A 13,363-nucleotide genomic window follows, 5' to 3' on the forward strand; every position below is an offset into this window, starting at 1 on the left:
AGCGCTATTCGAGCTCGAAGCGCTCTCGCAGAAAGTGTGAAATTCCGTCTTCGTCGTGGTGACCAATCACCGCGGTTGCCGCACCACGCAGCGCCGGTTTGGCATTGACAGGCGCATAGCTTTCATCTGCCATGGCGAACATGCTGAGATCATTATCGCTGTCGCCAAAACAGATGACCCTGCTAAAGCCGAGGTCGCGCTTTAACTGCTCCACCGCACCGCCCTTGCTCGCGGCGCTGTGATGAATATCCACCCATTGCAGGCCCTGCCCCTCCAAAGCGCTGCCCGCATAGGCAACCAGGTGTTCCTCCCTGTGAATGTCATCCAACACGGCGGAAATGGCCTCAGGCGAACCCAGCGCACTGATGTTGGTTATTTCTGCCAAAGGAGGGAGCTTTTCCAGCGATACCATCTCTATGTCACGGTCATCGCTGAACATCGCGGCGAGACGTCGCTCAACCTCGTTTTGCAGGGGAGCGTGGTAGATCGCGTGGCGATTGCCAGGCTCAAGAGTGAAAATAAACGGCGTTACCTTCACGCGACGGAACGCTTCCATCACATGGCGAATTTCTGGCAGCGTCAACAGGGTTTCCGAGCTGTACGTGTCGCGCTCCGGCTGCCATATCATCACGCCGTTCTTGTAGATGTGCGGCAGGCTGAAACCGTGCCCTTCCAGCAGATCAATGGCGCCATGCAAGGTGCGACCGGTCGCAACGGTATAGGCGATCCCCCGCTGCCGCAGTTGGCTCAGAGTTTCAGCCGTATGCGCAGACACCACCGCATCTGCATTGAGCAGGGTTCCATCGAGATCAAAAACTATCAATTCCATCGGGTAAAGCCGGTAACCAAGGACAGCACACTCTAACCCGAGACCCGGGCGTCTCAGGGCACACGCGAGGCAAAAGCAGACAAAAAATTGTAATTCACCTTGAAGGTATACAGATGTATACTTTTACTATTATTTGCAACGTCCCAAATTACACTATCATCAGGCTCAGAGGCGCGTTTGAACCCTCCGCGCCACACCGAGGAGACCTTCATGGCCGAAGTCGCACAGGAGCTGCCGCCTATCGAGCAGTTGTTCAACCCTAATTCCAACGACTACATGGAAAACCCTGTTCCACAGTGTCTGGCGCTGGCAAGGCGCGGACCCATCGTCTGGTATGAACCCTGGCAGGCCTGGATCGTAACGCGCATGCCAGACATCCTTGAGTGCTGGCACAAGGAACCGCTCTCCTCTGACTTTTACGATTGGGAATTTGCTCCTGCCCGTCCCCCGGAAGATGAGTGGAGTCATTTCGAACGCGCCATGATCGGCCACAGCCTGCTGGCCGACCCAGACCATCATCGGCTGATTCGCAAGGTAGTTTCACCCGCCTTCTCACGCAATGTGGTCGACGCGATACAGGCCAAGATCGAGCCGGAGGTGCAAAAGCTGTTTGACGAATTGGGTGAGCCGGAACAATTCGACTATAAGGAAGCCGTCGCAAACCATATCCCTTTCATTTCAATCACCCGCATGGTCGGCATACCCAAGAAGTATTGGCCGGAAATCAAGCAGGTCATCCTGACCTTCACCGAAACCTGGAACCCCACCATTTCAGACGAGCGTCGCGAAATCGCCCGGCAGAACTGCAACAAGGCCATCGTTATTATTCAGGAAGTGATCGCTGAGCGACGCAACGCCCCGGTACAGGATGATTTTCTGTCGACGCTGCTAAAAATTGAGCAGGAGCAAGAAAACTTTGTCGAGGGTGACATCATTACAATGATCCTGGCGCTGATCGGCGCAGGTGCTGACACAACGCTTGTGGCTCAGCAGTGGGCCGTGTATGCCCTGCTCAAGAATGACCGCAGCCAGATCGACAAGGCCCTCGCCTCCGCGGATGCCTTTTCTAACGCATTCAGCGAAATAAACCGCTGGGGCGTGTCGTCGAAAATGGGTTTTGCACGATATGCCCCCAGGGACATGGAGTTTATGGGGGAAACATTGCGCAAGGGTGTCATGGTATTGATGATGCCCCACCTCAAAGACTACGATCCGGAATACTTTGAGAACCCAGAGATTTTCGATGTCCAACGCACGTTCGATCCGGACGTCATGTTCGGTTACGGTCCTCGCTACTGCATCGGGGCCGCACTGGCGAAGCGCCAGTTATTCCTGACTATGACTGAGCTTTTCAAGCGATTCCCTAACCTGGAACTGGCAGAAGAGCCCGAAAGAGACCTCGAGGACCATAACGCAATCGTATTCAAGCGCCTGCTGCTGAGAACCCACTGCGCCTGACACTCGAACGGATCACGCCGTCCAGAAGCAACTGACACAGGATTAAGGAGAGCCCGCATGGACAAACCTAAACGCGCATCAGACACACCGTTCGCCGTAGACGTCACAGCGGGTAACGCCTACTTCTGGTGCGCCTGCGGTCTGAGCGAGAGCCAACCATTCTGCGACGGCTCACACAAGGACACTGGCTTCACACCGCTGCGCTTCAATGCGACCGAAGACGACAAGGTTTTCTTTTGCGGCTGCAAAGCGACCGCGAATCAACCGCTGTGCGATGGCAGCCACAGCAAATGACCCCCCGCACACTGCACGCCGAAACAGTCCACAAGCCGGCACTACCGGCTTGTGGCAGAGGCCTTGCACGCTGAGGTAGGCAGTCCCGCCCTAATGACACACAAGCCCATCGCACTGGCAGAAAACGGCTTACTCTGAAATGGAACGATTTTCTACCGTCTTGTCTCGAGCAGCGCAACGTCACGGAGGCGAAACTGCCTTGAGGACGCTAATGCCGGCTGTAAAGCGTGATCGAGCCTTGGCCCGCACCCGCAACGATCGCTGGCTGGCACAAATGACCCGCTGCATTTTTCAGGCCGGTTTTGTGTGGCGCGTTGTAGACCGCAAATGGGATGATTTTGAGACCGTGTTCTTCGGATTTCCACCCGACAGGATTCTTCTCCTCAGCCCGGAGCAAATCGACCGCTTCGCGCAGGATACGCGCATTATCCGCAATCGCCAGAAGGTACTTACTGTACAGGCCAACGCACAGTTTATTGTCGATATCTCAAACGAACACGGCAGCTTCGGCAAGTTCGTCAACCGCTGGCCCACGGATGATCTCATCGGCCTGTTCCGCGTGTTAAAAAAACGCGGTCAACGGCTGGGCGGAATGTCTGGGCAGCGGGTGTTGCGCAATATGGGCAAGGACACCTTTATCCTGACCGGGGACGTGGTGCGCTGTTTGCAGCGGGGGGGACTGGAGATCAGCGACAACCCCTCCAGTCAGCGCGAGCTGCGCCAGGTGCAGGACACATTTAATCACTGGCACGCCGACTCAAAGCTGCCTTACAGCCACCTCAGCAGAATTGCCGCACTGTCGGTAGAGCATTGAAAAGACGAATCGCTAGGCAAATTTATGCCCTCGAACAGCGACGAGCGATAGCATCAAAACGACTCAATCAAGGCGTTGCCGGTCAAGCATGCGTCTTATGCATTGACATCAACGCAGGGCATCGTTGACACTCGTGCAAATGCTGGGTTGACACCCTGCGCGCGCAAATAGAATCCATCCACAGCAGCATCGAAACGGCGCTGCATAATGAGAGGCAACCAGTGATTACTTCGACACCGGCAAACCAATGGGTTCGAAATATATTCGTATTACTCCTTCTGTGCGGAATGTGGCTAGCCACCAATCCGGCGGCCGCCGCAGCCAACGACGGTAACGCACTGCTGCGCAAATGCACCGAGGCGATCAAAATCATGGAGGGCATTGCCGACCCTGACAGCATCGATTTCGGGCAAGCGGGACATTGTATGGGCGAGGTCGACGGGTTTGCGGGGGCTTCTGAATTTTATGAGAAACGGCCCGGGGCGCCCCGCGCCATCTGTTTCCCGGATGACGGCATAACCATCGGCCAATCCGTCAGAGTCGTCGAAAAGTACCTCAGGGAACATCCGAAGGAGCTGCATGAATCATCAACTGTATTGATTTTTGGCGCGTTTCTGTCGTCCTATCCCTGCCCTCGCTAGCGAGGCTCAATGATGCACCGCGCTGCCGGGGATTAAACACCTGACGCCGCTTCGTGGAGCACAACTTTTCGCCCGCATTCTGGTGGCGACTCGATACCCGCACAACAGCGTGATAGCAGTTCTCTCGGCTAGGGCTTTGCCCGCATCACGCAATGACTCACATAAAGCATGGCGGTCAGTAAAAGCACCGCGCCACCCTGATGAGCCGCGCCCAACCAGACCGGCACCTGCTGCAACAAGGCGCTGATTCCCAGCACAACCTGCATCCAGAGCACCACAGCCAGTATGACGGCTGCCGTGCGCACACGTCGGTCCGGTGCGTGACGGTAGACTTGGAAGGCAAACAGGTTCAACACCAGGAAGAGCAGATAAGCGAACATACGGTGATTGAACTGTATGGTCACGACATCCTCGAATGCGGCGAGCCATGCGGGGTTCATCGCGTAAAGACCCGGCGGTACGAAGCTGTCACCCATCAAGGGCCAGGTCGGGTAGACCAAACCGGCCCGCGTCCCCGCCACCAGAGCACCAGACAGTATCATCAGATATACCAACCCAACCAGCAGGGGCGACCAGCGCGCATACCGGGTCAGTCCGGACAGTGCCGTATGCGCAGCCGGCCGCAATTCGAGCACCAGCCAGACCATGTAGGTATAGATCACGACCGCTACACCAAGATGAGCGGCGAGGCGGTACTGACTGACACGCGGATTGTCGACCAGACCACTTTTGACCATGTACCAGCCCAGTAAGCCCTGCAGTCCCCCCATCGTTAACAGCACAAACAGGTGCGGCGTAAGACCGGGGCGCAGGCGTTTGCGCAAGGCGAAATAGAAAAACGGAATCGCGAATAAAACACCGATAAACCGACCGAGAACCCGGTGCAGGTACTCGTACATAAATATGACTTTGAACCCATCGAGGCTCATACCTTTGTTGATCTTCTGGTATTCCGGAAACTGTTTGTACTTGTCAAAAGTAGCCAGCCACTCCTGCTCACCGATGGGCGGTATCACACCCACCAGAGGCCTCCAGTCGACCATGGACAGACCGGAGTGGGTCAGGCGGGTAACGCCACCCAGCAAAATCATCCCAAACACCACGGTGGCACACAGTGTCAACCATCGGACTACCTGCCGGTTGTATTGATTCTGTTCGAATGTTGTCATCGCGTCAGTATCGTCGAGTGCAGTAAGAAACCCAACACGGGGTGGATTCTCCTGCGGGTTTCACGCCTTATCGTCTCAGGGTACTATTTTAGCGTTCTTGCTCGAAGCAGACCAGTACGACGCTAATCGCGACTCCTCAGCAGTGTAAGAACTGCAAGCCAGCCGGAACGAGGCTGCTGCAGAGAGGGGCAAATTCGGTACAATAATCAGTACAGCAAGCCCATGGACCACACTATGACCACTTACGAGCAGCAGGTACACTGCCGCGCGGCCGACATCGATATCGACTTCTGGCGGACCCCGGAGGGCGTTGCTATACCCGATGATGAATTGCGCTTCCTACTGGTACCGGACACCGTGGAGGCCATGATGGTCGGCGAAGTCGCCGAGCAGATAAAGGCGTTTCAGCAGAGTGCCAACGAGCCGATCACCCGCGCCCTCATGGTCACTATGGGGGGACTGTTGCCGGGTATCCTGCTTCACGACCACCTCGTCCACATGCCCTCAGCACCCCACATCGCGTTTGGCAGCATCGGTGTGTCGCTCTATACAGGCCCCGACCAACGCCGCCCGAAGCCCCAGGTTGTGCAGGAAAGCTCGCTGGAGGTAAGGGATGAGGTAGTGATACTGGTCGATGACCTGGGTGATCGCGGGGACACACTGCGCTTTTTGTCCGAGCACATCACTGAGCGGGGTGCCAGACGTGTTATGAGTCTGGCGCTCTTCATGAAGCCCAGGGCCAAAACAGTGTGCCCGGCAAACTTTTATTTTGGCGAACTGACTCAGGATACGTGGATCATCACGCCGCGGGAATACGTAGAGACTATGGCCAAGCGTATACCCGTGTGGAAACAGCGCGGCGCCACACAGGCGGAGTGCCAACGCAGGCTGGTCGACCTCATCGGCTACCCGCCCCATCTGGTAGATACGTATTTGGAAACGCTATTCGAGCAGGGCTGACCTGGAAGCTACAACACCCCGGACACTGCTTCAGCAATATAATCGAGATTACCCGCATTGACTCCCGCAACATTTATACGGGACGAATCCAGCATATAAACACTGTAATCATTGCGCAATCGCTGAGCCTGCTCCGCACTGAGCCCAAGAAAGGAAAACATACCCTTTTCCGTTTCGATAAAAGCGAAGTTACCGCCGCAACGAGACTCGAGGGCATGACGCAAACTGCTACGCAAACCATTGATGCGCTCGCACACTGCGGACAATTCCTCCCGCCACAGCGCACCCAGTACGTCATCGTTAAACACCCGCCCGGCCAGCAAGGCCCCGTGTGCGGGCGGCATGGAATATACCCGCCGCGCAGCGGACTGGGCCTGACTCAGGACAGCACGCGCATTCGCTGCATCTGCGCAGACAAAAACGGCGGCCCCGGTGCGCTCACGATACAGCCCCAGGTTCTTGGAGCAGGAGGAGGCTACAATCACCTCAGGCAGGCGCGATACCAACAAGCGCAACCCCGCGGCATCCTCATCGAGGCCAACGCCCATGCCCTGGTAGGCAAAATCGACGAAGGGAGTGAACCCCTGCCGCTCCGCCAATTCCGCGATAACGCGCCACTGCTCCAGGGATAGATCCGCGCCGCACGGGTTGTGGCAACAACCGTGCAGCAGCACGATATCGCCAGCTTGGGCACCGGCGAGATCACTCACCATTGCGTCGAAGTTGACGCCATGCGTGGCATAGTCGTAGTAACGGTAACTGCGGAATTCCAGCCCCACGCTGCCCAGCAAGGGCCCATGTACCGGCCAGGTCGGATCAGACACCCATACTTTTGCATTCGGGGCAGCCGCGTGCACTATCTCCGCTCCGATGCGCAGCGCGCCACAACCACCAGGGGTCTGGATACTGGTCACCCGCCCATCGGCAAGCGCCCCGCTGCCATCGCCAAGCACCAGTTTCTGTATACCCTGATTAAAAGCACCGTCCCCCGCCGCCGCCAGATAAGCCTTGCTCGTTTCCTCATTCACAAGAGACTGCTGCGCCTCCTGCACCGCGGCAAAAACCGGACACTCGCCCTTCTCGTTCTTGTAGATTCCCACAGTCAGATCGACCTTGTCCGGATTGGGGTCTGCGTGACAGGCCGCAGAAAGACCCAGAATCGGATCGGCAGGCAATGGTTCCAGCATTTGTAGCATCGAGTACTCCAGATCGTCACAACGCTGCCAGCAGTTTCCGCAAAAACAGCCAGAAGGGTTCGACAGTATCAATTGGCAGGCGCTCTCTAGGCGAGCGCGCGCCCCTTATCGTGGGGCCGAATGACAGGATATCGAGGTCCTTTTTCTTGCCGTTCAATATACCGCATTCCAGTCCCGCATGTATTTGTATTGCCTTCACAGCCGCCGCACTAACAAAAAGGCGCGCGCAGAATGCAGTGGCTTGGGCCAACAAGTGCCGCCACAGGTGAGCGGGACCGTGGGAGAGTGATCTGGCTTCATGAACAGCCTCCAGCAACAACAGTGATGATAGCCAGGAGGATCAGTGGTGGGCATTGTTCACACGATTGGCGAGCACTTTTTACGCCCACTTCGCCCCGTCATGGTCTAGACTCAGATCTTAGTGCGGTGGTCACGATCAGTTAATGGACACGTCAAATGAAGCGACTGGATGAAGGTAAGGTAAGCCTGGTGGAGTTTCTCGCCAGTATTCGCTACCGGCAACGCGGCCACCACGGCCGGAAGAATCCAGCGGAGCCCTCTCAATTTGCGCAGTTCTCTCCCCTGACACGCAACAACGAGACGACATCGACCGAAGAGCGCTTGTTGGTTCGCAGTGTAAACTGACGCCTCTCGAGAGCATCCCTCAGCAGGCTGGCACCACCCGGACAAAGGGTTCTATCCGAGCATCGCGGCAAAGCGCCCAACGCTCATGCGGCTCGACGAGGTGGTTAGCGATCACAGCGAACACCAGCGGGTTGAAGGGAAAGCCCACATGGCTGGCCAACACCGCCATGTTGGTGACGTAGTTTTCATCTCCCTCACAACGAGCGATACCAGTGCCCACTATGCCATCCGACTCGCTATAAAGCGCAAGAACCGGCACGCGCAGCTTGCCAGATCTGTAGGTGTGATCCACCCAGCGGGACAGCGCTTCTTCATCCACGTCGTTACCATTGAAACTCCCCATCACACTGTAAAGAGCCGTACCACGGGGATCGCCAAAGGGTGTACCGAGGGTGATGACCTGACGTATCCAGCGCGGATACCGATGGGCCAGCGCTACCGCGTACAGGCCGCCGAGGCTCCAGCCGACCAGAGTCACTTTCTGGCCGCTGGCAAGATACTCCTGCTCAACGCGCGCGGCAATCGCGTCTTCCATCGCGGTGCGATGATCGAGGAAATCTTCCAGATTTTGCGAGCGTACGTCCGCGCCATTGCGCCCCAAACCCCAGGGCACCGCGTTGTAACCACGATTCCGCAGGAAACGCCGCAGCTGTGACGTTGACCCATCCGCTCCCATGAATCCCGGAATGGTTATGATAGTGTGGCCATCGCCTCTGGGCAGCGTCTTGAACACCGGACCCAGCATAGCGGTGCTGCCAATTTCGAGCATCGCTCGTCCCAGTTCCATCATACTGTGCCGCAAACGGGGCGGCCTGATATCGGGTGAGGATATGGGTGTTGAACTCGGCATAGACGCTCCACAGTACAAAAAAAACGCGACTTCATTGTGGCCAGTTGCATCAAAGGAATACAGTAAAACCTTGGGCACCCGGTTTAATAATTCATGCTAGAATTGAGCCTCACACGATTGTTCGTATATTTTTTAACCAGCCCATTCCAGCCCTGACGCCGACATTGACCGACTCCCGCGACACACTCTTTGCCGACCCCGCTTCAGACCGGGGCCTGTTTACTTTCGACGAGGACGTGGCGCGGGTTTTTCCGGACATGATCAAGCGCTCCGTGCCGGGGTATCCCACCATCATTTCCATGACCGGTCTGCTGGCGGGAAAGTACGCCATCGCCGACAGCAACCTTTACGATCTCGGATGTTCGCTGGGAGCCTCTACTCTCGCCATGCGCCACGCTATCCGCCAGCCAGGCTGTCGCATCATAGCGGTCGACAATTCACCTGACATGCTGCAACGCTGCCGCAGCATTATCGAAACAGATACCCACGAAACCCCCGTGGACCTGCATTGCGCTAATCTGCAGGATGTAGCCGTTGCAAACGCCTCCGTCGTTATTCTCAACTTCACCTTGCAGTTCGTCCCCCCGGGCCAGCGCGATCAGGTCATCAGCGGCATTTACGCGGGCATGCAGCCCGGCGGCATCCTGGTCCTATCCGAGAAATTGAGCTTCAACGACAAACGACTGGACGATCTCAATATCGAGCTTCATCACCAGTTCAAACGGGCCAACGGCTACAGCGATCTCGAAGTGGCTGCAAAACGCACCGCGCTGGAAACCGTGCTGGTACCCGAGACATTGCAGCAACACAGGCATCGTCTGGTAAGCGCAGGATTCAGCAGCTGCGACGTCTGGTTCCAGTGTTTTAACTTTGCCTCACTCGTCGCGCTCAAATGATTGACTACACGCCGCTTGCCAATCACTGGCGCAACAGTGAACTGGACCGCTGGGCGCAAGTGTTGGCAACACAGATTGAACAGGGCCTGAGCCAGGAGCGTTATGGTGACCTGGCAAGCTGGTTAAAGGCGCTGGAAGACCTCCCCGCCATCACCGCAGACAGTGTACAACTCAACAGCAGCAGTGTCGGCGCCGGGTGCACGACGCCTCTGGACGCGCAGACGGCAAGCCTGTTGCGCCTCGCGTTGCAGCGCTTGCATCCCTGGCGCAAGGGGCCATTCGAATTGTTCGGCGCAAGGATTGATACAGAATGGCGCTCGGACTGGAAATGGGACCGGCTGCTGCCGGGGATAGACACACTGGCGGGGCGCCGTGTGCTGGATGTCGGTTGCGGCAGCGGTTACCACTGCTGGCGCATGCTGGGGGAAGGTGCCGCCGAGGTCATCGGCATCGATCCCTCGCCCTTGTTCGTCGTGCAGTTCTGGGCTCTGCAAAAATATTTATGCCAAAATAACGTGTGGGTCCTGCCCCTCGCAATGGAGCAGGTACCGACCAAGCTACAGGCTTTTGACACCGTATTTTCCATGGGCGTGCTGTATCACCGCCGCTCGCCATTTGATCACCTGCAGGAACTGAGAGACTGCCTGCGTCCCGGCGGGCAGTTGGTTTTGGAAACACTGGTAATCGAGGGCGGACACGGGGAAATCCTGGTGCCCGAGGACCGGTACGCACGCATGGGCAACGTTTGGTTCCTGCCCAGTTGCGACACACTGTTGGGCTGGCTTGCCAAACTCGGACTGGCAGAGCCCACCCTCATTGATGTTACGGTCACCACCACGCAAGAACAACGCTCCACCGAATGGATGACTTTTCACTCACTGGCCGACTTTCTCGATCCCGAGGATGCCAGCCGAACGATCGAGGGTTACCCCGCTCCGCGCCGCGCCATCGTCACGGCCAGAGCACCGGGGACATGGACACCACTAGCGAAAGTACCCCCTGCTTGCTGATAAACGCCCCGCGCCGGGGCAGGTATCGCCGCCGCGTGGCAAGGCTGACCTGCCGTATTTATTAATGCAGCGACTTGTCTACGCGGTGCTCGTCGAATACAAACTCGAACACCTCGCGGTAATTACGCGCGCAGTGCACATTAATGCCCTCACGCAGGTAGTCGGGCAGTTCTTCAAAGTCTCGTCGGTTGCCAAAGGGAATAATGAGCTCCATGATCTTGCTGCGACGGGCCGCTATCACTTTCTCGCGAATCCCGCCCACAGGCAGCACCTGCCCGGTGAGGGTCAGCTCCCCGGTCATCGCCAGTGGTCGACGGATACGATTCTTGCGCGCCAGCGAAACCAGCGCCGTGGCCATGGTAATACCCGCACTCGGGCCATCCTTGGGTGTAGCGCCTTCGGGCACATGCAGGTGCACCAGACTCACATCGAAAAAATCCGGGTCGCAACCGTAATCTTTAAGATGTGCCACTACGTAGCTATAGGCTATCTCGGCGGACTCTTTCATCACCTCACCCAGTCGCCCGGTCAGTTTAAAGCCGCGGTTGAGCGTGTGCACCTGTGAAGCCTCGATCGGCAGAGTCGCACCGCCCATCGCCGTCCAGGCAAGTCCCGTTACTACACCGAGTCCGCGCAACGGACGATCCGGCTGGAAGGGCGGCCTGCCCAGCAGAGAATCGATGTCCTTGCGGCCTACGCGTAATTTCTTCTCGTCATCTTCTAGCAAGCGCACAATGGATTTACGCATAATGCGGGCCAGTTGTTTCTCCAGCATGCGCACCCCCGCCTCCCGGCAGTAGGAATCGATCACATACTTCAGCCCCGCATCGTTAATCTTCAGTTGTGCGTCGGTCAGACCATGGCGCTCCAACTGCCGCGGCCAGAGGTGCCGCTTGGCGATCGACAGTTTTTCCTCTGCGACATAACCGGATAACCGCAGGGTCTCCATGCGGTCCAACAAAGGACCGGGGATGGTATCGAGTTGGTTAGCGGTGCAAATAAACAGCACCTTCGACAGGTCGACCCGCAAGTCGAGATAGTGATCGAGGAATTCGCTATTCTGCTCGGGATCCAGCACCTCCAGCAGGGCTGATGCCGGATCGCCCTGATAGGAAGCGCCGATCTTGTCGATCTCGTCAAGCATAATAACCGGGTTGGATACCTGCACCTCCTTCAGCGCCTGCACAAACTTGCCGGGCATGGCACCAACATACGTGCGCCGGTGGCCCTTAATTTCAGCCTCGTCGCGCATACCGCCGAGACTGAAGCGATAAAACTCTCGTCCCAGTGCATCGGCGACCGAGCGGCCGATACTGGTTTTACCCACGCCGGGAGGTCCCACCAACAGCAGGATAGAACCCGCAATCTCACCGCGGAACGCCCCCACTGCGAGGAACTCAAGGATGCGTTTCTTAACATCCTCCAGACCTTCATGATGCGCATCCAACTCCAGTCGAGCGCGCTTGAGATCCAGGTTATCATCGGACAACACACCCCAGGGCACGTTCGTTGCCCAGTCGAGATAATTGCGTGTCACTCCGTACTCCGGAGAACCGGTTTCCAATACGGAAAGCTTGTGTAGCTCCTCCTGAATACGTTTCGACGCCGCCTCTGGCAGGTCGCGATCCTTGATTCGCTCCTCGAACATCTCCGCATCCGAAGTGCGGTCATCCTTGGAGATGCCGAGCTCTTTCTGGATGATTTTTAATTGTTCCCGAAGAAAGAACTCGCGCTGGTTTTCAGAGACCTTCTCATTCACCTGACTGGTGATCTGGCCCTGCAGGGCAGCGACCTCTCTCTCCTTGCGCAGCAATACCAGTACCTTTTCCATACGTGCACGCAGCGGCAAGGTCTCCAGAATCTCCTGCAGCTGCTCACCGGACGCGGTAGTCAGTGCGGCGGAAAAGTCTGCCATCAAACTAGGCTGGGCCGGGCTGAAGTTCGCCATGTACTGCTTGAGCTCCTCGCTATACAGCGGACTCAGGGGCAGCAACTCCTTGATTTCCTTGATCAGCGCCATGGCATAGGCCTTGATCTCATCCGAGTCCCGATCACCCTGGCTGCGAGGATACTCCACCTGCGCGAGGTAGGGCGGACTGTCACTCAGCCAGCGTACAATGCGAAAGCGCTTGACCCCCTGTGCCAGGAACTGGCCGCCCTGATCCGGCGACGCCATCGGAGGGCGGTGCAGACGCACCACACAGCCAATATCCGGAAACTGACGCTGGTCTAATACACCCGCATCCTCGTGCTCAACGTAAGCCAACCCGATAAGGCCATGTCCGGCCTCATCCACCGCCTGCAGGGTCGCCCCCCACTCGAGGGGGTTAATGCCCACCGGCTGCACCTGACCCGGAAAGAAGGGCCGCTTGGGAATCGGAATCAGGTGCAGGGTCTCTGGCAGGACGTCGTCCGCCACCGCTGGCGCTCCGTGCGCCCCCTCTGCAGGCACCACTTCCCCGTCTACCGCCTCGTCGTACTCAGTCATACCCACATAGCTCCACGTCATCGGGCGTAATATGCTTCCCCGACCACTATACATAAGGACGCCACAGTATTTTTCAAGCTTGCACGTACAGTTAGCGTCTCACAGTCGGTATA

At 57.2% G+C, this 13,363-nt stretch carries 13 protein-coding genes; 8 read left to right on the forward strand and 5 right to left on the reverse strand.

Going from position 1 to position 13,363, the window contains the following annotated elements; all coding sequences use genetic code 11:
* Positions 1 to 4: 4 nt before the first annotated feature.
* A complete protein-coding gene (locus EYC82_RS09745) occupies positions 5 to 829 on the reverse strand; it encodes an HAD family hydrolase (RefSeq protein ID WP_279249342.1) in 825 nt (274 codons plus the stop codon).
* A 210-nt stretch (positions 830 to 1,039) separates the two neighbouring features.
* Between EYC82_RS09745 and EYC82_RS09750 the strand changes: the two genes are divergently transcribed.
* The 4 genes from EYC82_RS09750 to EYC82_RS09765 all read left to right on the forward strand — a co-directional run bounded on the left by EYC82_RS09750 (position 1,040) and on the right by EYC82_RS09765 (position 4,036).
* The gene (locus EYC82_RS09750) at positions 1,040 to 2,287 is read left to right on the forward strand and encodes a cytochrome P450 (RefSeq protein WP_279249343.1); all 1,248 of its coding nucleotides are present in this window, start codon (positions 1,040 to 1,042) and stop codon (positions 2,285 to 2,287) included.
* 57 nt (positions 2,288 to 2,344) lie between these two features.
* Complete coding sequence (locus tag EYC82_RS09755) at positions 2,345 to 2,581, forward strand: CDGSH iron-sulfur domain-containing protein (RefSeq protein WP_279249344.1); 237 nt, start codon at positions 2,345 to 2,347, stop codon at positions 2,579 to 2,581.
* A gap of 211 nt (positions 2,582 to 2,792) precedes the next feature.
* Positions 2,793 to 3,395 carry a DNA-3-methyladenine glycosylase I gene (locus tag EYC82_RS09760; protein WP_279249345.1) on the forward strand — a complete coding sequence of 201 codons (603 nt, stop codon included), beginning with the start codon at positions 2,793 to 2,795 and terminating at the stop codon, positions 3,393 to 3,395.
* A gap of 221 nt (positions 3,396 to 3,616) precedes the next feature.
* Positions 3,617 to 4,036: a Rap1a/Tai family immunity protein gene (locus EYC82_RS09765; RefSeq protein ID WP_279249346.1), complete on the forward strand. Its 420-nt coding sequence runs from the start codon at positions 3,617 to 3,619 to the stop codon at positions 4,034 to 4,036.
* Positions 4,037 to 4,164: 128 nt separating this feature from the next.
* On the opposite strand, the gene EYC82_RS09770 is transcribed toward EYC82_RS09765, so the two are convergent.
* Positions 4,165 to 5,205 carry a COX15/CtaA family protein gene (locus tag EYC82_RS09770; RefSeq protein WP_279249347.1) on the reverse strand — a complete coding sequence of 347 codons (1,041 nt, stop codon included), beginning with the start codon at positions 5,203 to 5,205 and terminating at the stop codon, positions 4,165 to 4,167.
* 234 nt (positions 5,206 to 5,439) lie between these two features.
* On the opposite strand from EYC82_RS09770, the gene EYC82_RS09775 reads away from it, so the two are divergent.
* Positions 5,440 to 6,165, forward strand: a complete 726-nt coding sequence (locus tag EYC82_RS09775) for a phosphoribosyltransferase (RefSeq protein ID WP_279249348.1) — start codon at positions 5,440 to 5,442, stop codon at positions 6,163 to 6,165.
* An 8-nt stretch (positions 6,166 to 6,173) separates the two neighbouring features.
* Here EYC82_RS09775 and EYC82_RS09780 read toward each other — a convergent pair whose 3' ends face one another.
* Positions 6,174 to 7,361: an amino acid aminotransferase gene (locus EYC82_RS09780; protein WP_279249349.1), complete on the reverse strand. Its 1,188-nt coding sequence runs from the start codon at positions 7,359 to 7,361 to the stop codon at positions 6,174 to 6,176.
* Positions 7,362 to 7,817: 456 nt separating this feature from the next.
* Here EYC82_RS09780 and EYC82_RS09785 point away from each other — a divergent pair, with 456 nt between their 5' ends.
* Positions 7,818 to 8,006, forward strand: a complete 189-nt coding sequence (locus EYC82_RS09785; protein WP_279249350.1) for a hypothetical protein — start codon at positions 7,818 to 7,820, stop codon at positions 8,004 to 8,006.
* A gap of 19 nt (positions 8,007 to 8,025) precedes the next feature.
* Here EYC82_RS09785 and EYC82_RS09790 read toward each other — a convergent pair whose 3' ends face one another.
* Complete coding sequence (locus tag EYC82_RS09790; protein WP_279249351.1) at positions 8,026 to 8,856, reverse strand: lipase family alpha/beta hydrolase; 831 nt, start codon at positions 8,854 to 8,856, stop codon at positions 8,026 to 8,028.
* Positions 8,857 to 9,020: 164 nt separating this feature from the next.
* On the opposite strand from EYC82_RS09790, the gene cmoA reads away from it, so the two are divergent.
* Both cmoA and cmoB read left to right on the forward strand, forming a co-directional pair.
* Positions 9,021 to 9,752 (forward strand): carboxy-S-adenosyl-L-methionine synthase CmoA, encoded by a 732-nt coding sequence (gene cmoA, locus EYC82_RS09795; protein WP_279249352.1) that lies wholly within the window; start codon positions 9,021 to 9,023, stop codon positions 9,750 to 9,752.
* Positions 9,749 to 10,762 (forward strand): tRNA 5-methoxyuridine(34)/uridine 5-oxyacetic acid(34) synthase CmoB, encoded by a 1,014-nt coding sequence (gene cmoB, locus EYC82_RS09800; protein ID WP_279249353.1) that lies wholly within the window; start codon positions 9,749 to 9,751, stop codon positions 10,760 to 10,762. The genes cmoA and cmoB overlap by 4 nt, the downstream gene beginning before the upstream one ends.
* 61 nt (positions 10,763 to 10,823) lie before the next feature.
* Here the strand turns inward: cmoB and lon are convergent, their stop codons facing one another.
* Positions 10,824 to 13,250, reverse strand: a complete 2,427-nt coding sequence (lon, locus tag EYC82_RS09805) for an endopeptidase La (RefSeq protein ID WP_279249354.1) — start codon at positions 13,248 to 13,250, stop codon at positions 10,824 to 10,826.
* Positions 13,251 to 13,363: the final 113 nt, after the last annotated feature.

The sequence above is a fragment of the Candidatus Marimicrobium litorale genome (genome assembly GCF_026262645.1).
GTDB lineage: Bacteria > Pseudomonadota > Gammaproteobacteria > Pseudomonadales > Halieaceae > Marimicrobium > Marimicrobium litorale.